Genomic DNA, 23,655 nt, shown 5'->3' with positions numbered 1-23,655 from the left:
TGGGGAGTGGTCCGCCGTCGGTGAGACAGGACGTGGGGCGCCACGGGGTGACCGCGGGTGCCCGGCGTGTGTGGGGGGTCCTGGCCGGCGCCTACCTGACCGGCTTCTTGCCGGTGATGCCGAGGTGTACCAACAGGGCGAGGTTCGGACGGAGTTCGGCCTGCTTCACGCCCCAGGTGGTGAAGCCCTTCTGGTGCGAGGCGACCGCGGCCAGCATCACGACCATGGAGCCCGCCACCGCGGCGGGGCTGACGTCCTTGTCGACCTTGCCCTTGGACTGGAGCTCCTTGACCGAATCCGTCAGGGAGTTGGTGACCGAGTTCAGGATCTTCATGCGGATCTTGTTGAACCGCTTGTCGCCCTCGGCCGCACCGAGGTCGACGACGCGGAGGATCGCGTCGTTGCGCCGCCAGAAGTCGAGGAATCCCTCGACGAGTTCTTCGGACGTCTGCCAGCCGGCCTTGCCGACCCAGGAGCGGCCCGCGACCAGTTCGGTCAGGCCGGCACCTTCCTTGGCCATTTCCTCGGCGACTTCGAGGACGGCGCCTTCGACGTCGGGGAAGTACTGGTAGAAGGTCGCGGGTGAAGTCCCCGCCTTCCGGGCCACGTCGATGACTTTGACGTCCCGGTACGGCGAGGAGCTGAGCATCTCGCTGAGGCAGTCGAGCAGCTTCTGCCGCGTCGCCTGACCGCGCCGACCAGCCACGCGGCCGTCGACGGTGCGTACTTGTCCTGTCATGCCGTCAGCTTACCGAGGGGTGATCGGAGCGCGATTTGACCGACTGCAAATGGGGAACGCCCCAGTGCGGACGGGGTGCACGGCGCTTTTTCGCAGGGGCGGGACCGGTTCGCGGGAGGGTGATCCGGGGTGGGTGCGGGAGTGCCGGGCGAAGGTGAACCGCAGATGCCGGCGCGATGGGATGTTCCGGTGCGACGGTCTTATCAACAGCCTGTGGATAACTTCGGTGGACAACTTTCGTCCACGAGGGGCGCAGAACCTTCACGATTCGGGCGAACGTTCTATTCAGACGTGTCGGGACGCTCGGGGCGCGCCTCACGGCGCCCGACGTTACGTTGACTGTGACGGGCGTCACCGCTACGGAAGGACCCGGGCCCATGGCCGTATTCGCGCAATCCGCGCCGTGCTGGGTGGATGTGCAGCTGTCCGACCTCGAAGCCGGCAAGCGCTTCTACGGCGGGCTCTTCGGCTGGACCTTCCGGGCCGGCGACGGCATGCCCTTCGCCGACGCCTTCAGCGACGGCAAGCTCGTCGCCGCGCTCGCCGCCAAGCAGGACGGCCGCATGCCGACCACCTGGGGCGTCTACTTCGCCACCGACGACATCCTCGCCACCGTCGCAGGGATCCGTGAGGCCGGTGGCCAGGTGATCACCGAACCCGTGCGGGCCGGACGGGCCGGTGTCCTCGCCCAGGCGGCCGATCCGGGCGGCGGGGTCTTCGGGCTGTGGCAGGCGGGGGACCGGGCCGGCTTCGAGAAGCAGAACGAGCCGGGATCCTTCTGCTGGACCGAGGTCTACACCCGCCGGCCGGAGAGCGTGGACGCCTTCTACGAGGAGGTCTTCGGCTTCCAGGGCACGGACCTCGACGAGCCCGAGGGCGGGGGCGACGACAGCGACGTGCTCGGTACGGACTTCCGCATGTGGTCCCCGGCCGGCAGTGATCCGGGGCCGGACACCGCGATCGGCGGACGGAGCGTCATCACGGACGCGTTCCCCGAGATGATGCCCAGTTACTTCCTCAACTACTTCGCCGTAGCCGACTGCGTCCGTACCGTCGAGACCGCTGCCCGCCTGGGTGGCCGGATCTCGGCTCCGCCGTTCGACATCCCGTACGGGCGCATGGCGGTTCTCCAGGACGACCAGGGCGCCGCGTTCGCGGTACTGCAGCCGACCGAGCTGTTGCCGTAGCCGTTGCCCCGGCTGTCCTGAAAGGGGTGGAGTGCCACAAGACACCCCGATCCGCCCCCGGGTTCGCAACCGGGGCCTGAGCCAGGAAGAATCAGGGTGCGCACCGCCAGGTGGTGCCCAGTGGTGAGACGCTGCACGGGGCGGGATTTCGCGGGCTTCTGTTCCTGAGGTCCGTACGGGGAGGTGGCAGGCAAGTGGTGGAGCAGCTGACGCAGCATGACCCGAGGCGGATCGGCCCGTTCGAGGTGCTGGGACGACTCGGGGCCGGCGGCATGGGGCTGGTCTATCTCGCGCGCTCGGCGTCGGGCCGGCGGGTGGCGATCAAGACGGTGCGCACGGAATTGGCCGAGGACCAGCTGTTCCGGGTCCGTTTCACGCGTGAGGTGGAGGCCGCCCGCGCGGTGAGCGGCTTCTACACCGCCGCAGTCGTCGACGCCGATCCGCGTGCGGCAGTGCCGTGGCTGGCCACCGCCTACGTCCCCGCCCCCTCGCTCGAGGAGATAGTGAGTGAGTGCGGGCCGATGCCGACGCAGGCCGTGCGGTGGCTGGCCGCCGGCATCGCGGAGGCCCTCCAGTCGATCCACGGGGCCGGACTGGTCCACCGGGACCTGAAGCCGTCCAATGTGCTCGTGGTCGAGGACGGGCCGCGGGTGATCGACTTCGGTATCGCGTCAGGCGTCTCCAACACCCGGCTGACCATGACCAACGTCGCGGTGGGCACTCCCGCGTACATGTCTCCGGAGCAGGCCCGCGACTCGCGCAGCGTGACGGGGGCGAGCGACGTGTTCTCGCTCGGTTCGACGCTGGTCTTCGCGGCGACGGGGCATGCGCCCTTCCACGGGGCGAATCCCGTCGAGACCGTGTTCATGCTGCTGAGGGAGGGGCCCGACACGGAAGGGCTGCCCGACGACCTGCGTCCGCTGATCGAGTCCTGCATGCAGATGGACGCGACACGGCGGCCCAGCCCGGCCGATCTGCAGGCCCAGCTCGCCCCGCACCTGTTCGCCTCCGGCAGTGACGACAGCGGTACGGCGTCTGCGTGGCTGCCGACCGTGGCGACCGCGATGATCGAGCAGCGGAGGGGCGGCGGCCGCACCGCCGCCGTGCCCGCTCCCGTGGTCGCGCCGCCCCAGCAGCCCGGCCCGCCGCCGCCCGGCGCCGACTGGGACGGTGCCTGGCGCGGCGGCGACGTACGCACCGCGCCCGCGCCGTCCCCGATGACGCCCGCGCCCGACGGCGGCCCGGTACGGCTGCCCGGCACGAAGGTGCCGATCGGTCCCGGCCCCCGCCCGGTGGACGTACGGGGTGCGGCCGCCGCGCACGCGGACCCGGCCACCGGCTGGGTGCGCCCGCCCGCAGGGCTGAACGGAGCGACCGGCGGGACCGCGCCCACGGCCCCTGTGCCTGCCCCGTCGCCCGCCCCGGACGCGGCGCCGGACCGCTGGCGGCCGTGGCGTTTCCGCATGTCGAACGATGTGTGGGGCACGCCCGTCGTGGTCGGCGATCTGCTGTACGTGACGTCGTTCGAGGTCCACGCGCTGGACGTGGGCAACGGGCGCCGCCAGTTCAAGACGAGGGACGTGGCCTGGGCCATGGCCGTCGACGGGGGCAGGATCCATGCCTCGGACGGTCCGTCCCTGTACGCGCTGGACGCGGCGACCGGCGCCGAGCGGTGGCGGCTGCAGACGGATGCGTGGGTGTACGCGCTGAAGGCCGACCGCGGCACCGTCCTGACCGGGACGCGCGGCGGCGGGGTGCAGGCGTGGGAGGCGTCCAGCGGCGAGAAGCTGTGGGAGGCCCGGGGCGTCCAGACCGACTTCGAGACGCCGGAGGCCGGTCCGGTGATCCACGACGGCACGGTCTACCTCTGGCAGGACGCCCGGCTGCGGGCCGTCGACGCCCGGACCGGCGCGGAGCGGTGGTCCTACCCCATCGGCGACGCGGCCTCCTGCGGCGGTGTGCCGGTGCGGGTGACCCCGGCGCCGGACGGCTTCGTGTACGTCGCCGCGGGAACCCGGGTGCTGGCCGTGGACACGGTGTCGGGCCGGGTGCGCTGGCACTTCGAGTCGCCGGCCGCCTTCCTGTCGCCGCCCGCCTTCGCGCCCGGCCCCGCGGTCACCGGGGGCGGGGTGTACCTCGCCGACTATCTCGGCACCGTGTACGCGCTCGACGCGTCGACCGGCAAGGACCGGTGGCGGATCGCGACGGAAGCCCGGCAGTCCATCGAACCCGTGCTGGTCACGGCGGGGAACGTGCACGTCGGCAGTGGCAGCGCGCTGTACACGCTGGACGCGGTGACCGGCACGCCGAAGTGGCGGTTCGCGGCGGGCGGCGAGGTGGTCGGCGCACCGGTGGTCGCGGACGGCCGGGTCCACTTCGGCTCGGCGGACCACGTGCTCTACACCCTGGACGCGGCGGGCGGCCAGCTGCGCTGGAAGCTCGCCACCGGCGGCGAGATCACGGGCTCACCGGTCGCGCAGGCGGGTGTCGTCTACGCGTGCAGCAAGGACCGGTGCGTGTACGCACTGGACGCGCTGAAGGGAACGGGGACGGGGAGCCGGGCGGCACGGACGTAGTCACCCGGACGGAGCCCCGGGACGCCTCACGGGCGTCTCACGGGTGCGGCGGGGGACGGCGGTCGTCGTCCTCGTCCTGGACCGGATACGGGGCGGTGTCCTCGTCGGACCGGCCGCGGTGCTGGCCGGACCCGGGCCCCGTGTACGGGTGCGCCTCCGGCTCCGGCCACGGCGTCGTCTGCGCCGACATCCCCGGCTCCTGCGTGGGAGGCCAGGTGTCCGGACGGTCGTCCGGCGGTACGGGGTAGGGGTCGAGGTCGTCGTGCCGTGCCCGTACTGCCCGCGGCCGCCCCGACATCACCAGGGCGCCCAGCAGGAGCAGCACACCGCCCGCGGCCGCCTGCGCCACACCCATGCGGAGCCCGGACCCGTCGCCGCCCACGGTCAGGCTGCCCGTCGCCTGTCCCTGGCGGACCATCCACAGCACGGTGAAGCCGAGAACGATCAGGCCCGCCGCGGCGACCACCCAGCGTGAGCGGAGCACCACGCCCACCAGGGTCACCAGGGCGGCGAAGAGGAACGGCAGCAGGATCGATGTCAGCACGGCCGATGACGCCGTGGTGATGCCCTCGAACAGGTCCTGGATGCGGTAGTCCCGCCCGAGGCGGCCGTCGTACCAGCTCTGGAAGGGGCTCTGGACTGCGGCAGCCGCCCCGAGGAGAGCAAGGACGGAGCCGAGAACATTGCGGATCATCGTCAGCCTCCCGGGCCTGTGCGCGGGCACACCGCTCTCGGGCTCGACGCTACGCCCGGCCCTTCACCCGTGCCATCGGAGACCATTGCCAGACCGTGACAGGGTCATGACCGACTGAGGGTCCGCGGCGGGAAAGCTGTGCGTTACGGTGTCGCGCGGCTGTGCGACGGACGTGGACGGCCGACAACAGACAAAGGGGGGCGGCATCGATGATGCGGCGACGTATGAGGTTCGCGGCGGTACTGGTCGTGGTGGTGCTCGCACTCACCGGATTCTCGACCTCCAGCAGCGGCGGCAAGGGCGGGAAGAGCCGCAGCGGCAAGAGCAGCAGTTCGGGCGGCGGCTGCTCCAACTCGAAGAAGAGCAACGGCGGTTACCACGACTACGACGACGATGACTACGACAGCTCGTCGAGCGGTTCGTCCGGCGGCTCCACCTACTCCACGCCGACCCCCGCCGCGACCGCGACGGACGCCCCCGACGTCCGGGTCATCCGTTGTGCCCAGCCCCGCAAGGGCAAGCGCAAGGCGGTCACCACGTCGACGGTCGAGATCCGGTCGACGGCGACGGGCTCACACACGTACGACGTCGACGTGACGTTCCTCGACGCGAGCGGCAACACCGTCGACACGGGCGAGGCCACGGTCGATCTCGACTACGACCAGGCCGAGACCCTGACCGTCCGCATGGACAGCCCGCGGACGGTCTCCCGGGTGAAGCGCTGCCTGGTCACGGCGGAGCTGCGCTACTGACGTCCTGTCCGCGGACATGCAGCGGCCGCGACGGCACCCCCTCCGCGCCGCCGCGGCCGCTCCCCGTGCGGGTGAGGTCTAGTTGGCCGGCTCGCCGGTGGCGTGCGCGTCCGCCGGCTTGAGCGGCGAGCCCGTGGCGTGGGCGTCCAGGGTGGTGATGTCCCCACCCGTGGCGTGCGCGTCCGCCGGCTTGAGCGGCGAGCCCGTGGCGTGGGCGTCCTGAGTGGTGATCTCCTCGCCGGTGGCGTGCGCGTCCGTCGGCTTGAGGATGTCGCTCTTGTCGGCCATGAGGTTCAACTCCTGAAAAGGTCTGACAGCGGATGGATGGGCCCGCCCGGCGGTTCCCCCGTGGATCGCCGGGCGGGCCTTCCAGGGCCGTTCACCTTAGTGGTGTGGCCACTCGGCAATCCGTCTGCCCCCCGACGCGACGGATCGATGAGTAAGAGAGTGCCGTGGCGCGATAAACGATTGATGAACGCCGGTCAGGAAGCCCTGGCAACCGGTGCCGGGTCCAGCAGGGCGCGTACCGACTCGGCCTCGGGCGACCCCAGGTCGTCGAAGATCGTCAGAGCCTCGTTCCAGCAGACCTGTGCCCGGTCGGTCTGCCCTATGCCCGCCAGCCCGCGTCCCAGCGCGGTGAGGACGTTGGCCCGCCGCCACTCGCCGCCGATGCCCCGCAGGATCACCAGTGCCTGCTCCGCATGTGACGCCGCGTGAGCCGGCTGGCGAATGGCGAGGTGCAGCTCGGCCAGCCGGAACAGGGTCATTCCGTGCCACAACTGCTGGCGGCTGTCGCGGAATACGGCCATGGCCTCGGTGAGCGCCTGCTGGGCGAGGCCCGTCCGGCCCGAACCGGTGAGCGCCAGTCCCAGGGCGTACTTACCGTTGGCGAGGCGCAGGGCCAGGCCCGAGGCGTCCGCCTCGTAGATGCCGACGCCCTGCTGGGCGAGATCCACCGCACTTGCCGTGCGCCCCGTGGCCAGGTGGACCCGGGACAGGTTGCACAGGGCCGATGCCTCGCCCGGCTTGTTGGCGTCGGCGCGGAAAGCGGCCAGCGCCTGCGTCAGGTGGGCCTCGGCGTCGGTGTGCCGGTTCTCGTAGAGGGCGACGATGCCCCGTTGGTTCGGGACCTGCCCCAGCGAGACCGGGTCATCGGCGAGCCTGCCGAGATCGAGAGCGCGCCTGGCCTCGGTCTCCGCCTCGGCGAACCGTCCGGAGACGCTCAGGACATGGGTCAGCATCGTGCGGGCACGGCCTTCGGCCCGGGCGTCTCCCGCCGCCCGGGCGGCCTCGCTCACCGCTTTGGCCGCAGTGGCGAACTGGTGCGAGTTCGCACCGGATTCACCCAGGTCGACCACGGCCATCAGCAGGTCGGAGGCCCGCCGGGGCATGCCGGATCCGGCCGACTGGCGGGCGCAGGCAAGCAGTCCGCTGGATTCCGAGAAGAGCCAGTCCAGGGCGGTCTCGCGGACCCGGAAGGTGAGGCCGGGGTACTCGGTGCGCGAGAAGTGCTCGAGCACCCGCTCCCCCGGGCGCTCCAGCGCGTACACCCCCGCCGCCGTCGCCAGATAGAAGTCCAGCAGCCGCGACAGCGCCAGCTCCCTGCCCGCCGGCGGCTGCTCGTCGCGTTCCGCGCACGCACGCGCGTAGAGGCGTACCAGGTCGTGGTAGCGGTAGCGGCCCGGGGCCGCCGACTCCAGGAGACTCGTGTCGACCAGGGCCTCCAGGAGATCCTCGGCCGCGTGGATCTCCAGGTTCAGCAGGGCCGCGGCGGCCGCGAGGGAGATGTCCGGGCCGTCCGCCAGGCCCAGGAGGCGGAAGGCGCGGGCCTGCTGCGGTTCCAGCTGGCCGTAGCCGAGCTCGAAGGTGGCCTTCACCGCGAGGTCGCCCGCCTGGAGCTCGTCCAGCCTGCGGCGTTCGTCGGCGAGCTTCGAGGCCAGCACCGAGACCGTCCAGGTGCGGCGGGCCGCCAGCCGGGACGCGGCGATACGGATGGCCAGGGGCAGGAACCCGCACGCGGCGACCACGTCGAGGGCGGCCTCGCGCTCGGAGGTGACGCGTTCGTCGCCGACGATGCGGGTGAAGAGCTGCAGGGCCTCCTCGGGGGACATCACGTCCAGGTCCACCAGGTGCGCGCCCGCCAGGTCGACCATGCGGACCCGGCTGGTGACCAGCGCCGCGCAGCCGGCCGTGCCGGGGAGCAGGGGGCGGATCTGGGCCGCGTCGTGGGCGTTGTCCAGGAGCACCAGGATGCGCCGGCCGTCCAGGGTGGAGCGGTACAGGGCGGCACGCTCGTCCAGGGAGTCCGGGATCGCGGAATCGGGGGTGCCCAGAGCGCGCAGGAACGCCCCCAGGACCGTCTCGGGTTCGGCGGCTCTCGCGCCCGCGCCCTGGAGGTCCACGTACAGCTGGCCGTCGGGGAAGTGCGGGCGGGCCTGGTGGGCGACGTGCACGGCCAGCGTCGTCTTGCCGACGCCGCCGATGCCGGCCAGCGCGGAGACGGCCATGACGGAGCCCTCGGCGGTGGCGAGCCGGTCACTCAGCTCGGTCACGAAGGGGGCGCGGCCCGTGAAGTCCGGGACGGTGGCCGGGAGCTGGGCGGGGCGGACCGGTACGGCTGCCGGGGCCGGTTCGTCGGCCGGGGGGCGGGCCAGTTCCTCGTCGGCCTGGAGGATGCGCTGCTGGAGCTGGGCCAGCTCGGGGCGCGGGTCGACGCCCAGTTCCTCGGCGAGCAGCCGCCGGGTGTCGGCGTACACCGCGAGTGCCTCGGCCTGGCGGCCGCTGCGGTACAGGGCGACCATCAGCAGCTCGCGCAGCCGCTCGCGCAGCGGGTGCGCGGCGGTGAGCGCGGTCAGCTCCGAGACCGCCTCGGCGTGGCAGCCGACCTCCAGGTCCAGGTCGAGCCGGGTCTCGGTGAGCTGGAGACGCCACTCCTCCAGACTGGTGCGCTGGTTCTCCGCGTACGGGCCGGGCACCGAAGCGAGCGCCTCGCCGTCCCACAGCCCGAGCAGCTTGTTGATCAGGGTGCGTGCCTGGCAGCGGTCCCCGCCGCCGCGCGCCTTCTCCGCCCCGGCGGCCAGGTCCTGCGCGAGCGTGAGGTCGAGCGCCTCGCGGCTGATCCGGATCGCATAGCCGCCCGACTCGCTGACCAGGGTGTCCTGGCCCAGGATCTTGCGGAGCCGGGACGCGTACGTCCGTACCGCGGCGAGGGCCTGTGAGGGAGGGTCGTCGCCCCAGAGGGCGTCGATGAGCTCGGCGGCGGTGGCCGTGCGGCCGTCGCGCAGGAGCAGCGCGGCCAGCAGGGCCCGTTGCTGGGGCGATCCGGACGCCAGGGCCTCTCCGTCGCGCCAGGCACGTACGGGACCCAGCACGGCGAAGCGCAGATCGGTGCCGACCGCCCGTCCTTGCGGAGCGCGCTGCTCCGGAACGCGCACACGAGGTCCGTCGTCGCGGTCCATTGATGCCCCCTGTCCTGCTTGCCCCGCCGGTCCTGCCGATCGTGCTCTGTTCCGTGGCGCTGGTATCGCGCTCAACAGTCTGCCTTGTTACGGGCGGACTCGTCAGCAATGGGTGAGGCTCTGCACAAGGCCTCGACAACGATTCGGGGACGACGGCCTTTTCGGACAAGTGACACCGCGTCGGGTGGAGTGCCCGCGGTACGCCGGCCGGGTGCGGAACCGATGGCGTCGCGGCGGCACGGCATCGGTCCGGTGGCAAAAGGCAGGAGCCCCGCTCCTCCGCCGGGGCGGGGGAGCGGGGCTCCTTGGGTACTGCTAGCCGGCCGCGATCGGCCGACCCGGGCAACTAGGCCGGGGTGACGTTCTCAGCCTGCGGACCCTTGGGTCCCTGAGTGACGTCGAAGTTCACGACCTGGTTCTCCTCGAGGGAGCGGAACCCGGACGCGTTGATCGCGGAATAGTGAACGAAGACATCCGGGCCGCCGCCGTCCTGGGCGATGAAGCCGAAGCCCTTTTCAGCGTTGAACCACTTGACGGTTCCGGTAGCCATAAGCCCTCCTTGGGCCAAAGGGTTGCCCTGCTCCAGAACCTGCAAACAAGTCTGAAAACTACAAAAGCCTGCGGGTTACATGCTCCGCAGGCTCTGTACTGCAAGGGAAACCAAACTGCAACTTGCGGGCGAGCCTAGCACGCAGTCTGCGGGGAGCGGTAGAGGGAAAGATCACCTCGCTGGGATGTTTGGCAGACGCCCGCCCGAGGCGGCGGAGAGGGGTCCGAAGGGGGTGCCCGAGAGGGCTCGGGGAGCGGTCCGGGCGCCCCGATGGTGCCCGCCCGGGGGCACAGGTCTAGCCTCGCGATGTGGACAATTCAACCGTCTCTCCCGTAGAAGGCGACGACCGTCGCAGCAGGCCGCGCGTCGGCCACATCCAGTTCCTCAACTGCCTTCCCCTCTACTGGGGCCTGGCACGGACGGGAACCCTGCTCGATCTGGAGCTCTCGAAGGACACCCCGGAGAGACTCAGTGAGCAGCTGATCAGGGGCGACCTCGACATCGGTCCGGTCACCCTGGTCGAGTTCCTGCGCAACGCCGACGACCTGGTCGCCCTCCCCGACATCGCGGTCGGCTGCGACGGGCCCGTGATGTCGTGCGTGATCGTCTCGCAGCTCCCGCTCGACCGGCTCGACGGGGCCCGGGTGGCGCTCGGCTCGACCTCCCGCACCTCCGTACGGCTCGCCCAGCTGCTGCTCGCGGAGCGCTTCGGAGTCACGCCCGACTACTACACCTGCCCGCCCGATCTCGGCCTGATGATGCAGGAGGCCGACGCGGCCGTGCTGATCGGCGACGCCGCGCTGCGCGCCAACCTGCACGACGCCCCGCGGCTCGGGCTGCAGGTCCACGACCTGGGCCGGATGTGGAAGGAGTGGACGGGGCTGCCGTTCGTCTTCGCGGTCTGGGCGGTCCGCAAGGACTACCTGGCCTCCCACCCCCTCTACGTGGAGAAGGTGCACGAGGCGTTCCTGGCCTCGCGTGACGTCTCGCTGGAGGAGGTCACGAAGGTGGCCGAGCAGGCGGCGCGCTGGGAGGCGTTCGACGCCGAGGTGCTGGAGCGCTACTTCACGACCCTCGACTTCCGCTTCGGCCCGGACCAGCTGGCCGGGGTGCGCGAGTTCGCCCGCAGGACGGGGCCGACGACCGGCTTCCCCGCGGACGTGACGGTCGAGCTGTTCGGCGGCTGACCCGGACACGACGGGAATGGTGCGGGAACAGGTGAATCCCGTACCTTCCCGGGCCCGTCCGGCTGTTTATCGGTCTCCTCGCGCGACGGCCTCCGTCGGCATTCCCTTCCGGTAAAGGGGCGAATGGGCGGGGGCCCGCCCTGTGCATCCGATGCCGAATAGCGGACATACCCCGGAACGCCTCCGGCCTGCCTCCCGGTATCGCGCGGATGAACGACGTATTCGCGCCTTTCGCGGTGGCGAAAACCGCCCTTCGTGCCCTTAGGGGCGAAATCGGCAGAAGGGTTCTCAGTGACCGCATGACCTGTGCGCCCTAGGCTGCGGTCGGGAGTCCCAAAGGTCCACAGGGGGAGACCGTATGCAGCCGCTGGAAGCCGGCGAACCGCACAGCATCGGCGCCTACCGGCTCATCGGCCGGCTCGGGGCCGGCGGCATGGGCCGCGTCTATCTGGGCCGCAGCGCGGGCGGACGCACCGTGGCCGTCAAGGTCGTCCACCCCCACTTCGCCCTCGACGAGCAGTTCCGTGCCAGATTCCGGCGCGAGGTCGAAGCGGCCCGACGGCTCGGAGCGCAGTGGACGGCACCGGTCCTGGATGCCGACCCGGACGCGCCGGTGCCCTGGGTGGCCACCGGTTACGTCGCCGGCCCGCCGCTGTCGGACGCGGTCACCCGGCACGGCCCGCTGCCCGAGTACGCGGTACGGACCCTGGGAGCCGGCCTCGGTGAGGCGCTCGACGCCGTGCACGCCCACGGCCTCATCCACCGGGACGTGAAACCGTCCAACGTCCTTCTGGCACTCGACGGCCCGCGGCTGATCGACTTCGGGATCGCCCGTGCCCTCGGCGCGACGGTCTCCCTCACCTCCACCGGGGTCTCGGTCGGCTCGCCCGGCTACATGGCGCCGGAACAGATCCGGGGCCTGGACATCTCCGGAGCGGCCGACGTCTTCTCGCTCGGGGCTGTCCTCGCGTACGCGGCGACCGGCAACGCCCCCTTCGCGGGCGACTCGTCCGCCGTACTCCTCTACAAGGTGGTGCACGAGGAACCCGAACTGGGCGACCTGGAGGGCGAACTGCGCGAACTGGTGGCCGGGTGTCTCGCGAAGAACCCCGCTGACCGGCCGGCCCCGGCGGAGCTGGCCCGCAGGCTCGCGCCGGGCGGTGCCGCCGCGCTGGTGACGGCGGGCTGGCTGCCGAACTCCCTGGTGCGCGAGGTCAGCAGGGCCGCGGTGGCACTGCTCGACCTGGAGCCGCAGGAAGCCCCGGTCCAGTCGGGCCCGGTGCCGTTCAGCAGCGCGTCACTGGGAAACGCGGCGCTCGGCACGTTCGGCCCGCCGCTCGCACCACCCCCGCCGTCCCTGCCGCCGCGCACCGGCGGATCCGACGGCACGACCGGCAGGGGGAGTCCGGCCGGTACGGACAGCGGTGACAGGACCGGCGTGCCCGGGCAGCGCGGATCCGGCGGCCGCGTCGCCGTCGGCATGAGCGTCGACTCACGGCCCGGGGCGGGCCGGGGGCGGCGGGTGAGCTGCACCGTCGCGCTGGCCGTGGCCGGAGCACTCGCCGCGGTGACGCTCGGCACGGGCATGCTCCAGGACCTGCTGCAGGGCGACGGAGGCGCCGACAGCCACAACGACGGAGCCGCGAAACCCCCGGCCGCCACCCAGTCGAAGAGCCCGGGGACGACCGCACCGGAACCGACCGCCCGGGGCGACAGTCCGGTGAGCACGCTGCCCAAGACGTTCGCGGGCACCTGGCAGGGGCCCACCACCGAACGCAGCGGTCTGCCGCACGGCACCGTCACCGCCGTCTTCACCGAAGGGAGGAAGGGCCAGGACGTGGTCCGCCTCTCGCACCGGCTCGATGTGCTCGGAACGACCGTCGAGTGCAAGGGCATCGGCCGGCTCGTCTCCGGTACGGCCACGGAGGTGAGGATCCGGGAACGCACCGACCCGGACAACGCCGACAGCGCCCTGTGCACCGGCGGCGATGCCGATCTGGTCTTCACCCTTGCCGGCGACAGGCTCGGCTATCGCTCCGAGGAGGAGGCCGCCGGCACCCCGAAGGGCACGCTGACCCGGTCCGACGCCTGACTCCGGAAGGGGCTGGCGTAGGCTGGATCGGTCCGTGGATCCGTAGAGAAACCGCCGAAAGGTGACAGCCCGGTGACCGAGAAGGCCGACCTCCAGCCCGTCCTCGACCGCGCCGCCGAAGGCGGGCGGATCTCCCCGGAGGAGGCGCTCGACCTGTACCGGTCGGCACCGCTGCACGCACTGGGGGTGGCGGCCGATACGGCACGCCGCCGTCGCTACGCGGGCACGGAGCACATCGCGACGTACATCATCGAGCGCAACATCAACTACACCAACGTGTGTGTCACGGCCTGCAAGTTCTGCGCCTTCTACGCAGCGCCCAAGGACACCGCCAAGGGCTGGTCCCGCGATCTCGACGACATCCTGCGCCGCTGCGCGGAGACCGTCGAGCTGGGCGGTACGCAGATCATGTTCCAGGGCGGTCACCACCCGGACTACGGCGTCGAGTACTACGAGGAGCACTTCTCCGCGATCAAGAAGGCGTTCCCGCAGCTGGTCATCCACTCGCTGGGCGCCTCCGAGATCGAGCACATGGCGCGCATCTCAGGCGTCTCGGCCGAGGAGGCCATCCAGCGGATCCACGCCGCCGGCCTCGACTCCTTCGCCGGTGCGGGCGCCGAGCTGCTGCCGGCCCGGCCGCGCACCGCGATCGCTCCGCTCAAGGAGTCGGGCGAGCGCTGGCTGGAGATCATGGAGATCGCCCACGGCCTCGGTGTCGAGTCCACCTCCACGATGCTGATGGGCACCGGCGAGACCAACGCCGAGCGCATCGAGCACCTGCGGATGATCCGCGACGTACAGGACCGGACGGGTGGCTTCCGTGCCTTCATCCCGTACACATACCAGCCGGAGAACAACAAGCTGAAGGGCCAGACGCAGGCCACGCTCTTCGAGTACCTGCGGATGATCGCCATCTCCCGGCTCTTCCTCGACAACGTCGCCCACATCCAGGGCTCCTGGCTGACCACCGGCAAGGAGGTCGGCCAGTTGTCGCTGCACTACGGCGCGGACGACCTCGGCTCGATCATGCTGGAGGAGAACGTCGTCTCCTCGGCCGGCGCCAGGCACCGCTCGAACCGCCTGGAGATCATCGACCTGATCCGCAAGGCGGGCCGGGTGCCGGCGCAGCGCGCCACGACGTACGAGCACCTCGTCGTCCACGACGACCCGGCGAACGACCCGGTCGACGAGCGGGTCGTCTCGCACATCTCGTCCACGGCGATCGCCGGCGGCACGGCCCACCCGGAGCTGAAGCTCCTCGACGCCAACTAGCTCCACCGTGCTGACGATCCATGCCGCCGACGCGGTCCTCGGCGCCCCGGAAGGGGTGGATTCCGTGGCCGTGGACGGCGGCTTCGTCGTCTCCGTGGGCTCGTACGGGGACGTCACCGCGGCCTTCCCGCAGGCCAGGGTGCGGCGCTGGTCCGGCCTCATCACGCCGGGTCTGGTGAACGTCACGGCGACGGCCCTGCTGGAGGCCGCCTACCACCCCGACCCGCGCGAGGCGGACGAACTGGGCACCGTCCCGCTGACCGGCGACGCGGTCGCCGCACTCGGGATGGACGACGCCCGGTGGGGCGCGAGTGCCAGGCGCGGTCTGCAGCGGATGCTCCGGCACGGCACGACCGCCGTCGCCGGGACCTTCACACGGCCCGCGGTGCGCACCGCCGTCATGCGCTCCGGACTACGCGTCCACGCACCCGCCGAGGGGGACGCGAGCCAACCCGTGTCCCTCGATCCGCTCGCCGGGACACGAGGGCCGGCGGATGCGCCCGGCGGCCCGCCGGTCATCGGCGGCGGCGCCGACCTGGCGGTGTTCGACGTGCGCGACACGGCGGAGCTGGCCACGGTGGGCGCGGGCAGCTGTGTCGCGACCGTGCTCGGCGGGCGCCTGGTCTTCCGCAGCTCCTGACGGCCCGCGCCGTACGAGGGGTCAGCGGACGGACGGACCGCCCAGGTACTTTCCGTCCGAGGTGTAGGGCCAGGCGTTCGACACGCATCCCTTCAGGCCCTTGATCTGCTGCATCATCGCCGGAGCCCGGCGTCCGGGGCCCGGGCAGGTCTCGTGGCCGTGGCCCAGCCAGTGGCCGACCTCGTGGTTGATGATCAGTGCCCGGTACTCGGCCGGTGAACCGTCGAACGTCGGTGAACCGAGCTGCCAGCGCCGCAGGTTGACCATGACGTCCTTGTCGCCGCGGCAGTTGAGCTCACCGCGGGTGTGCAGGTCGAAGGTGCCGCACAGCCGGTCGGTCGTGTCCGGGGTCCCGATACGGATCACCAGGCCGGCCGAACTGTCGTTCACCTGGCGGAAGGAGCGGGTTCCTCCTCTGCTCCAGCCGCGTGGGTCGGTGAGGATCGCGGCGACGTCCTCGGCGGCCAGGTCGGGATCGACGCCGCTGCCGTTCTCCACCTCGACGCGGTAGGGGTGGCCGCTGCCCGCGGCCGTGACACCCTCCTGGGCGACCGTGAAGGTGCCCGGGCCGGACTCGGGTACGTTCGGCGGACGGGACGTCCGCGCGCTCGGGGAGGGCTCGGGGGAACGGGGCGAAGCCGCGGCTCGGGGGCTGTCCGAGGCTTCGGGAGTCTTCGCGAGGAGGGACGGGGCCGGTGTGACCGCAGGCGGCGGGCCCGGAGCAGCGGTCGGCGGGGCGGGTTGCTGCCAGGGATGGTTCAGGTAGAGGAACACCGACGTGACGGTGCCGGCGAAGGCCGCCAGAAAGCCCAGCGAGCGCTTCTGTCTGCGTCTTCGTCGTGCGCGGGCCCGCTGCCGGGACCGCGGGGGCCGGCCGGGAGCCGGCGCTCCCGGCGGGCGGCGAGTGGGGGCAGCGCTCCGTATTCGGTGTCCTGTGTGCGTGTTCACGGTGTGTCCGTCCGTCTGTCCGTGACGGGTGGCCGTCGGGGATCGCCTGCGGGACCTCGGCCCCGCAGGCCGGATCAGCCGCCCCGGACGCTCACCTGCTTCTCGAGCAGCGGGTGCTCGTCCGCGTACCGCACGACGTCCAGCAGCCCGCTCTCCCGTACCCCGTCGAGGAGTTGCTGCGAGGTCACCGGTGCGGACCTCCCCGTCCGCTCGTCCGGAGAGATCTCCAGCCGGACGTCACTGCCCCCGTAGGTGAACGTCATCGAGGTGGCGTTCGTCTCCATCGAGCCCGAGGCGCCGACCCGGATCCTCGTCCCGATACCGGCCTCCAGTTCCAACGTCTCGCACGTCATCCCCTTCTCCGGAACGCTCGTGCAGGGCCCGGCGGCCACACCGTCGTCCGGCCGCACCGTGAACGTCACACGGAACACGTCCCCGTCCTTCTCCCCCTGGTAGGCGACGACGGAGGAGTCGAGCGGACGGATCGTCCCGACCGCGTCCGGCAGCGCCCCGTCCAGCACGGTCGCCGCCCACTGCTGGAACTCCTCGAACCGCTTCCGCTCGGCGCCGGACAGACCGTTCAGGCTTCCTTCCTCCGCCTCGCCCGAGGTCGCCTCCACATGGACGGGCGTGCGGTACGGGGCCGGGGGGACCGTACCGGTGGCCGCGACACCGGCCTCCGTGCCGCCACCCGGCAGCGCGACGGCCCCGAGCACCGCCAGCCCGGCCACCCCCAGGGCGCTCGCCGCCACCGTCACCCTCGCCCGTGCCCGGCGCCGTCGCCCCAGCAGGACGGCTGCCGGAACCAGGTCGGGCAGCGGCGGCAGATCGTCGACCGTACGCTCCATCGCTTCCCTGACCAGGGAAACATCGTTGCTCATCGGGGATCCTCAGCTCTCGGTGGTGTAGACGTGGGCCGGCCCCAACTGCTCCCGCAGCCGCGCCAGCGATCGCGAACACTGGCTCTTGACCGTGGACTCGCTGCACCTCAGGAGTTCGGCGACGGACTCGACGCTCAGGTCCTCCCAGTAGCGCAGCACGACCATCGCCCGTGCCCGCGGCGGGAGTTCGGCCAGTGCGGCCAGCAGCGTCACCGTCAGCTCCGGACCGACGGCGGCGCGCGGGGTGTCGACGCGGGTGTGGGCCAGGAGATCGCGGAGCCGGCGTCGGCGCTCCGCGAGATAGGTGCGCGTCAGCACGGTGCGCGCATAGGCCTCCGGGTACTGGGCGGTGCTCGCCCGTCTCCAGTGCTGGAACAGTTTCGCCAGCGTCGTCTGGGTCAGATCGCGGGCACTCTCCGCGTCACCGCAGAGCAGGTACGCCGTCCGGTACAGACGGCGCTGGCTCGCCCGGGCGAATTCCTCGAAGCTCGTGGAGCCGGCGGAATCCGGGCTGTGGACGGTGGACATCTGCCTCCTCTCTCCGGTTCTCGGTGGTCTCACCCTGTAACTGAGTGCCGCCGGGCCCAAAAGGTTGAAGCGGTTCACGCCGCCGTGAGGCGTCGGCACCGGGGCTGCTTGAATGGGAGGGTGACCCGAGCATCCCTGGACAAGCAGCCGCACGAAGTCGCCTCGATGTTCGACGACGTGGCGGCGAACTACGACCTCACCAACGACGTCATCTCCCTCGGGCAGGCCAGGCTCTGGCGCAAGGAGGTCGCGAAGGCGGTGGACGCGCGCCCGGCGCAGAAGATCCTCGACCTGGCCGCCGGAACCGCCACCTCCTCGCAGCCCTTCGCCCGGGCGGGCGCCTACGTGGTGCCCTGCGACTTCTCGATCGGGATGCTGCGGGTCGGCAAGGAGCGTCACCCGTGGATGCCGTTCACCGCGGGCGACGGTACGAAACTCCCCTTCAAGGACGAGACGTTCGACGCCGTCACGATCTCCTTCGGGCTGCGCAACATCCAGGACACCGACCAGGCGCTGCGCGAGCTGTACCGGGTGACCAAGCCCGGCGGCCGGGTCGTGATCTGCGAGTTCTCGCAGCCGACGTGGGCGCCGTTCCGCAGGGTCTACAGCGAGTACCTGATGCGGGCACTGCCGCCGGTCGCCCGCACCGTGTGCACCAACCCGGACGCGTACGTGTACCTCGCCGAGTCGATCCGCGCCTGGCCCGACCAGGCGGGCCTCGCCGCCAGGCTGCAGAAGGCCGGCTGGTCGAAGGTCGCCTGGCGCAACCTCACCGGTGGTGTGGTGGCCCTGCACCGGGGTGTGCGCGACTGAACCCGGTACCTGCGGTCCGGGCTCCGGACGGCCCGGCCCGGCCGCCGGGACCGCCCCGGCAGGGCACCCATAGACTGCACGCGACCGGTGCCGCGCGGCACGCGATTTCGAGTCTTCGGGAGATCCGACCGTGACCGAGCAGCCCCTCTCCGAACACAGCGCGGACGTGATCGTCGTCGGGGCGGGCCCAGCCGGCTCCACGACGGCGTACTACCTCGCCAAGGCCGGACTCGACGTACTCCTGCTGGAGAAGACGGCGTTCCCGAGGGAGAAGGTCTGCGGCGACGGCCTCACCCCGCGCGCGACCAAGCAGCTCGTGTCCATGGGCATCGACATCTCCGAAGAGGCCGGCTGGCTGCGCAACAAGGGTCTGCGCATCATCGGCGGCGGTGTCCGCCTCCAGCTGGACTGGCCGGAACTCGCCTCCTTCCCGGACTACGGGCTGGTCCGCAAGCGCGACGACTTCGACGAGACGCTGGCCCGCCAGGCGCAGAAGGCGGGCGCGCGGCTGCACGAGCGCTGCAACGTCGGTGCGCCCATCCTCGACGAGCGCACCGGACGCATCACCGGCGTGACCGCCAAGGTCGGCGAGGAGAAGACCCCGGTCACCTTCCACGCCCCCCTCGTCGTCGCCGCCGACGGCAACTCCACCCGGCTCTCCCTCGCCATGGGCCTGCACCGCCGCGAGGACCGCCCGATGGGCGTCGCGGTGCGTACGTACTTCACCTCGCCCCGCCACGACGACGACTACCTGGAGTCCTGGCTGGAGTTGTGGGACCGGCGCGGCGCCGAGGACCGCCTGCTGCCCGGCTACGGCTGGATCTTCGGGATGGGCGACGGCACGTCCAACGTCGGCCTCGGCATCCTCAACTCCTCCTCCGCCTTCAAGGAGCTCGACTGGCGCGAGGTGCTCAAGGCCTGGTGCGCCTCCATGCCGGAGGACTGGGGCTACACCCCGGAGAACATGACGATGCCCATCCGCGGCGCCGCGCTCCCGATGGCCTTCAACCGCCAGCCGCACTACACCAAGGGCCTGCTGCTCGTCGGTGACGCGGGCGGCATGATCAACCCCTTCAACGGCGAGGGCATCGCGTACGCCATGGAGTCGGGCCAGATCGCTGCGGACGTCATCGTCCAGGCCCACGCCCGTGCGACCCCCGCCCAGCGCGAACTGGCCCTGAACAACTACCCGAAGGTGCTGAAGGAGACCTACGGCGGCTACTACACGATGGGCCGCGCCTTCGTGAAGCTGATCGGCAACCCGAAGATCATGAAGATCGCCACCCAGCGCGGACTGACCCACCCCCTCCTGATGAAGTTCACGCTGAAGATGCTCGCCAACCTCACCGACCCCACAGGCGGCGACGCGATGGACCGCATCATCAACGGGCTCTCGAAAGTCGCGCCGAAAGCCTGAACAGAGGTGCTCCGGGGGTGTGACCCGGACCCTGTGGCCGGCCGCGGGCCCGGTGTAGGTTGCGCACCATGCGGGCCAAGGGGGAGTGGAGCGCCGGCGCGTGCCGTCGGCTGGGTACGGCCGGATCGGCGGCGGTCGCCCTCGGAGGCTGGGCCGTCGGCACACTGCCGGCCCGCGACCCGTGGGGGCTGTGGGTGCCGCACGGGGCCGCGGCCGGTGCGGTGGGCCACTTCCTGGCGTACGGCGGGCTCACCCTGCTCGTGGTCGCCTGGTGGCAGTACGGCAGGGCCGGGGCCTCCGTACGCCACACGCTCCGCACTCTCGTCTGCTGGGCTGCCCCGCTCGTCCTGGCCCCACCGCTCCACAGTGCCGACGTCTACAGCTACATAGCCCAGGGGGCGATGGTCCTCGAAGGCCACGACGTCTACAGCGCCGGGCCGTCGGTACTCGACCCCGCCGGGCCGGGCGGCGACGCCGCGGCGAGCGTCGGCGGCCACTGGACCGACACCCCGGCCCCGTACGGTCCGTTCTTCCTCATCCTCGCGCGGGGCGTCGCATGGGCGACGGGCGGAACGATCGTCCCCGCCGTGCTGGGCATGCGGATCATCGCCCTGGGCGCGCTGGCGCTGATCGTATGGGGCCTGCGGCACCTCGCCCGGGAGCACGGCCGCAGCGAGAGCGCGGCCCTCCGGCTGGGTGCGCTCAACCCGCTGCTGCTCCTGCACGTCGTCGGCGGCATGCACAACGACGGACTGATGACCGGCCTCATGCTGGCGGGCGCGGTGCTCGCCCTGCGCGGTCGGTGGATCACCGGCGCCGCGCTCATCGGCCTGGCCATGATGGTGAAGTCCCCGGCGGCCGTGGCGCTGTTGTTCGTCGGCGTCGTCGTGGGCCGGGCGGCGACCGGGTCCGTCGTACGCCGGGCGGCGAAGGGGCTGCTGGCGCCCGGACTCGTCGCCGGGGCGATCGTGGCCCTGGTGACGCTCCTGGGCGGCACGGGCTTCGGCTGGCTGGGCACCCAGGGCGTCGCCGGGCGCATACACACCGCGCTGTCGGCCAGCAGCGACCTCGGCCTCGGACTCGGCGAACTGCTGCGGCTGACCGTCGGCACCGACCCGGACCCGGTGAAGTCCGCCGTGCAGAACCTGGGTCTGCTGGTGGCCCTCGCCCTGATCGCCCGCCTCGCGTGGCGCTCCGCGGCCGGCCGTACGGAACCGGTCCATGCCCTGGGAGTGGCCCTGGTGACCCTCGTGGCCCTCTCCCCGATGGTGCAGCCGTGGTACCTGCTGTGGGGTACGGCCGTGCTCGCCGCCACCGCGTACGACGGCCGGATCCGCAACGTGGTGACCGTGCTGTCGGCGGCGCTCGTGTTCGAGACGCAGCCCTCCGGCTCGACCCCCGTGTACGGCTTCGTACTGGCGGGCCTCACGTGCGTGGCCGGTGTGTGGCTCCTGCGCCGCGAGGCGGCCGTGCGGGAGTCGCCCCGGGTGCCGTCGCAGCGCAGGCCCGAGGACGCCGTGACGGACGCGGAGGCGGACATGCCGGCCGCCTCGCGCTGACGGGCACCCGCACACCGACGTGGCAGGTGCGCACGCCGACGCGGCGCGTCCGCACACCGACGACGTGGCAGGCGCGCACGCCGACGACGTGCACGCGCGCACGCCCGCGGGCCGCCACTCCCGAGCGGGGGAGTGACGGCCCGCGGCCGTACCCAGGTGTCCGGTCCACCGGAGCTTGTGAATCAGAGAACGCGGACCGCGCCCGACGGCGGGTCGTAGTCCAGGGACTTCTGCACCACACCGGTGCTGGAGTTCTGCGCACCGACGAACTGGCCGCCGCCCACGTAGATCCCGACGTGGTACGCGCTGCCCGCGCCGCCCCAGTACAGGATGTCGCCGGGCTGCAGGTTGCTGAGCGAGACCTGGGTTCCGGCCGTCGACTGGCTCTGCGAGACACGCGGCAGGTCCACGCCCACCGTGCGGAACGCGGCCTGGACGAGGCCCGAGCAGTCCCACGAGTTCGGGCCGGTGCCACCGGAGACGTACGCGTCGCCGATCTGCGACTGCGCGAACGCGACGACGGACGCCGCGGAGCCCGTGGCGTTCGACGAGTAGGAGGGGGAGGCCGAAGAACCCGAGGAGGCGCTGAGCGTGGTGCGCTCGGAGGTGCGGGAGGCGCGCTCGGCGGCCTCCGCCTTGGCCTTGGCGGCCGCCTCGGCCTTCTTCTTGGCCTCTGCCTTGCGGATCGCCTCGGCCTTGGCCTTCTTGGCGGTCTTGGCCGCGGTGGCCGCTGCCGCGTCCTCGTTGGCCTGCGTCTCGAGGTCGAGGGCGACCTGCTGCGTGGCCTGGGCGGACGCGGCGACGGTGGTGGAGAGCCCGGCGGTGATGGTGGGCATCTCGATGGTCTGGGTCACCGGCTCGGCCTGCGCCGGGCCGGCGGCACCTGCGACCGCGATGGTGCTGAGGACGCCACCGGCAACTCCGGCGCGCAGTGCCGTCTTGGAGGCGCTTTGGCGGGGCTTCCGGTGGCTGGGTATGTGAGCGGTGTGGGACATGGGTACTAGCGCTATCAGGGCTGTAGGGGTCCCATCAAGAAACGTGTGTTGCGACACAGTTACGTTCGGAATCTGTGAATCCGCTTATTTGAGGCCCTTATTGACGCCGTAACGGGCAAACCGGGCACCCGTCATTGCGGCCGTGATCACGGAGTTTCAGCAATACGCCCGAATTGCCCGTCGCTTACCATCCGTTCACACCGATGGCCAAGCCCGCTTTTGTTGAAGCGTTGGTGGAGTGATGCAGGTCACAGCATGACTCTTGCGTGAGAGGCAACCGCGCGACCGCGTCCCGAGTGGGGGAAGGGATCGGCCGGCCCCTTCCGGCTTCATGACCTATTGGGGAGTCATGTCCGTTTGATCCGGGTCCGGTCGGTGCCGGGTCGGCGCCCCGGGGCGGTTCGTCGACGGCCCGCTCGCGATCCCTGGTGTCGCGCTCGCGATCCGCTGTATCTCGCACGCGATCACAGCGACCCGTCCGTTCGTCCGGCGGTCTTCGGTCGGAGGTCCGTCGGTGTCCCGTTCGCGGTCCGTCGGCGGTCAGCACTCTGTTCGGGGGCCGTGCGTCCGGAAGTTCGTGAATGCGTGCGCATTGTCCACATCGGTCCCCCGGGCTCCACGTCCGGGTGGCTGCCGGATGGGGTCGATTCCTATATCACCGGCGGTGCGTCCATCGCCAATTTGCTTGTCATGGCCGTCGATTGATAGAGCCACACGCCTTTGACCAGCGGTAACGCCACCGGATGTCACGTCTGGTAGCTACTCGGCCGCTTCGCGTACGAAGATCACCGCTCATCCGACTTCATGATCGTTCGTCAGGTGGTGGAGATCACAAAGACGGTGACGTACCCCGTGTCGCAGATCACAGGACGGCAGGCATAGGATGCGGGGCAGTCGGGCTTGTGAACTGCCTCACATGTGCACGATCTTGGTGAGGTGGCGAGCCGGTCGCCCGATGCGGTCCAACGGTCAAGGACGACTGGAAGGAGCGAGGAGCGTGAATGCCTACGCGCCCATCCTCGTGCTCGGCGCCCTCGGGGCAGGCTTTGCGATCTTCTCCGTGGTCATGGCCACGCTTGTCGGGCCAAAGCGGTACAACCGAGCAAAGCTGGAAGCGTACGAGTGCGGTATCGAACCCACCCCCACTCCAGCCGGAGGCGGCCGGTTCCCGATCAAGTACTACCTGACGGCGATGCTGTTCATCGTCTTCGACATCGAGATCGTCTTCCTCTATCCCTGGGCGGTCACCTTCGACGCCCTGGGGATCTTCGGGCTCGTCGAGATGCTGCTCTTCGTGCTCACCGTCTTCGTCGCCTACGCGTATGTGTGGCGCCGGGGCGGCCTGGAATGGGACTGAGGGGCTGAGG

Annotated in this window: 20 protein-coding genes; 11 read left to right on the top strand and 9 right to left on the bottom strand. The window is 71.3% G+C overall.

All coding sequences use genetic code 11. The annotated features are described in order from the left end of the window. Window positions 1-91: 91 nt before the first annotated feature. On the bottom strand, window positions 92-739 hold the full coding sequence (locus ABZS61_RS24570) for a TetR family transcriptional regulator (protein ID WP_356425091.1): 648 nt from the start codon (window positions 737-739) through the stop codon (window positions 92-94). Window positions 740-1,116: 377 nt separating this feature from the next. Here ABZS61_RS24570 and ABZS61_RS24565 point away from each other — a divergent pair, with 377 nt between their 5' ends. Together ABZS61_RS24565 and ABZS61_RS24560 are read left to right on the top strand one after the other, a co-directional pair. Continuing rightward, window positions 1,117-1,926 carry a VOC family protein gene (locus tag ABZS61_RS24565; protein WP_356425088.1) on the top strand — a complete coding sequence of 270 codons (810 nt, stop codon included), beginning with the start codon at window positions 1,117-1,119 and terminating at the stop codon, window positions 1,924-1,926. 194 nt (window positions 1,927-2,120) lie between these two features. Next, entirely contained in the window at window positions 2,121-4,502 is a 2,382-nt protein-coding gene (locus ABZS61_RS24560; protein WP_356425085.1) for a PQQ-binding-like beta-propeller repeat protein, read from the top strand. Between the two features lie 37 nt (window positions 4,503-4,539). Here the strand turns inward: ABZS61_RS24560 and ABZS61_RS24555 are convergent, their stop codons facing one another. Beyond that, on the bottom strand, window positions 4,540-5,196 hold the full coding sequence (locus ABZS61_RS24555; protein WP_356425083.1) for a hypothetical protein: 657 nt from the start codon (window positions 5,194-5,196) through the stop codon (window positions 4,540-4,542). A 209-nt stretch (window positions 5,197-5,405) separates the two neighbouring features. Between ABZS61_RS24555 and ABZS61_RS24550 the strand changes: the two genes are divergently transcribed. After that, window positions 5,406-5,948 (top strand): hypothetical protein, encoded by a 543-nt coding sequence (locus tag ABZS61_RS24550; protein ID WP_356425080.1) that lies wholly within the window; start codon window positions 5,406-5,408, stop codon window positions 5,946-5,948. Window positions 5,949-6,026: 78 nt separating this feature from the next. On the opposite strand, the gene ABZS61_RS24545 is transcribed toward ABZS61_RS24550, so the two are convergent. The 3 genes from ABZS61_RS24545 to ABZS61_RS24535 all read right to left on the bottom strand — a co-directional run bounded on the left by ABZS61_RS24545 (window position 6,027) and on the right by ABZS61_RS24535 (window position 9,956). Continuing rightward, a complete protein-coding gene (locus ABZS61_RS24545; RefSeq protein ID WP_356425077.1) occupies window positions 6,027-6,236 on the bottom strand; it encodes a hypothetical protein in 210 nt (69 codons plus the stop codon). A 194-nt stretch (window positions 6,237-6,430) separates the two neighbouring features. Beyond that, on the bottom strand, window positions 6,431-9,406 hold the full coding sequence (locus ABZS61_RS24540; RefSeq protein WP_356425074.1) for a BTAD domain-containing putative transcriptional regulator: 2,976 nt from the start codon (window positions 9,404-9,406) through the stop codon (window positions 6,431-6,433). A gap of 346 nt (window positions 9,407-9,752) precedes the next feature. After that, a complete protein-coding gene (locus ABZS61_RS24535) occupies window positions 9,753-9,956 on the bottom strand; it encodes a cold-shock protein (protein ID WP_003967102.1) in 204 nt (67 codons plus the stop codon). 308 nt (window positions 9,957-10,264) lie between these two features. On the opposite strand from ABZS61_RS24535, the gene ABZS61_RS24530 reads away from it, so the two are divergent. From ABZS61_RS24530 to ABZS61_RS24515, 4 genes are all read left to right on the top strand, one after another. After that, complete coding sequence (locus tag ABZS61_RS24530; RefSeq protein ID WP_356425071.1) at window positions 10,265-11,143, top strand: menaquinone biosynthesis protein; 879 nt, start codon at window positions 10,265-10,267, stop codon at window positions 11,141-11,143. A gap of 358 nt (window positions 11,144-11,501) precedes the next feature. Next, on the top strand, window positions 11,502-13,235 hold the full coding sequence (locus ABZS61_RS24525) for a serine/threonine-protein kinase (RefSeq protein WP_356425068.1): 1,734 nt from the start codon (window positions 11,502-11,504) through the stop codon (window positions 13,233-13,235). Window positions 13,236-13,307: 72 nt separating this feature from the next. Then, entirely contained in the window at window positions 13,308-14,507 is a 1,200-nt protein-coding gene (mqnC, locus tag ABZS61_RS24520) for a cyclic dehypoxanthinyl futalosine synthase (protein ID WP_356425065.1), read from the top strand. A gap of 7 nt (window positions 14,508-14,514) precedes the next feature. Beyond that, complete coding sequence (locus tag ABZS61_RS24515) at window positions 14,515-15,147, top strand: hypothetical protein (protein WP_356425062.1); 633 nt, start codon at window positions 14,515-14,517, stop codon at window positions 15,145-15,147. Between the two features lie 21 nt (window positions 15,148-15,168). On the opposite strand, the gene ABZS61_RS24510 is transcribed toward ABZS61_RS24515, so the two are convergent. The 3 genes from ABZS61_RS24510 to ABZS61_RS24500 all read right to left on the bottom strand — a co-directional run bounded on the left by ABZS61_RS24510 (window position 15,169) and on the right by ABZS61_RS24500 (window position 17,504). After that, entirely contained in the window at window positions 15,169-15,921 is a 753-nt protein-coding gene (locus ABZS61_RS24510; RefSeq protein WP_356425060.1) for a DUF3152 domain-containing protein, read from the bottom strand. Between the two features lie 248 nt (window positions 15,922-16,169). Next, the gene (locus ABZS61_RS24505; RefSeq protein ID WP_356425057.1) at window positions 16,170-16,976 is read right to left on the bottom strand and encodes a hypothetical protein; all 807 of its coding nucleotides are present in this window, start codon (window positions 16,974-16,976) and stop codon (window positions 16,170-16,172) included. A 9-nt stretch (window positions 16,977-16,985) separates the two neighbouring features. After that, complete coding sequence (locus tag ABZS61_RS24500) at window positions 16,986-17,504, bottom strand: SigE family RNA polymerase sigma factor (RefSeq protein ID WP_356425054.1); 519 nt, start codon at window positions 17,502-17,504, stop codon at window positions 16,986-16,988. Between the two features lie 120 nt (window positions 17,505-17,624). Here ABZS61_RS24500 and ABZS61_RS24495 point away from each other — a divergent pair, with 120 nt between their 5' ends. The 3 genes from ABZS61_RS24495 (at window position 17,625) to mptB (ending at window position 21,293) form a co-directional block, all read left to right on the top strand. Further along, window positions 17,625-18,317 carry a demethylmenaquinone methyltransferase gene (locus tag ABZS61_RS24495; protein WP_356425051.1) on the top strand — a complete coding sequence of 231 codons (693 nt, stop codon included), beginning with the start codon at window positions 17,625-17,627 and terminating at the stop codon, window positions 18,315-18,317. A gap of 130 nt (window positions 18,318-18,447) precedes the next feature. Beyond that, on the top strand, window positions 18,448-19,734 hold the full coding sequence (locus ABZS61_RS24490; protein ID WP_329208451.1) for a geranylgeranyl reductase family protein: 1,287 nt from the start codon (window positions 18,448-18,450) through the stop codon (window positions 19,732-19,734). 68 nt (window positions 19,735-19,802) lie between these two features. After that, window positions 19,803-21,293, top strand: coding sequence for a polyprenol phosphomannose-dependent alpha 1,6 mannosyltransferase MptB (gene mptB / locus ABZS61_RS24485; protein WP_356425048.1), 1,491 nt, complete (start codon window positions 19,803-19,805; stop codon window positions 21,291-21,293). A 182-nt stretch (window positions 21,294-21,475) separates the two neighbouring features. Here mptB and ABZS61_RS24480 read toward each other — a convergent pair whose 3' ends face one another. Continuing rightward, on the bottom strand, window positions 21,476-22,288 hold the full coding sequence (locus ABZS61_RS24480; protein ID WP_356425045.1) for a C40 family peptidase: 813 nt from the start codon (window positions 22,286-22,288) through the stop codon (window positions 21,476-21,478). Between the two features lie 997 nt (window positions 22,289-23,285). Between ABZS61_RS24480 and ABZS61_RS24475 the strand changes: the two genes are divergently transcribed. Next, complete coding sequence (locus ABZS61_RS24475) at window positions 23,286-23,645, top strand: NADH-quinone oxidoreductase subunit A (RefSeq protein WP_030678082.1); 360 nt, start codon at window positions 23,286-23,288, stop codon at window positions 23,643-23,645. The last annotated feature ends 10 nt before the right edge of the window (window positions 23,646-23,655 follow it).

Source organism: Streptomyces sp. NPDC005566 (assembly GCF_040605575.1).
In the GTDB taxonomy this organism is placed as follows: domain Bacteria; phylum Actinomycetota; class Actinomycetes; order Streptomycetales; family Streptomycetaceae; genus Streptomyces.
This window is presented reverse-complemented; position numbering and strand designations above follow the sequence as displayed.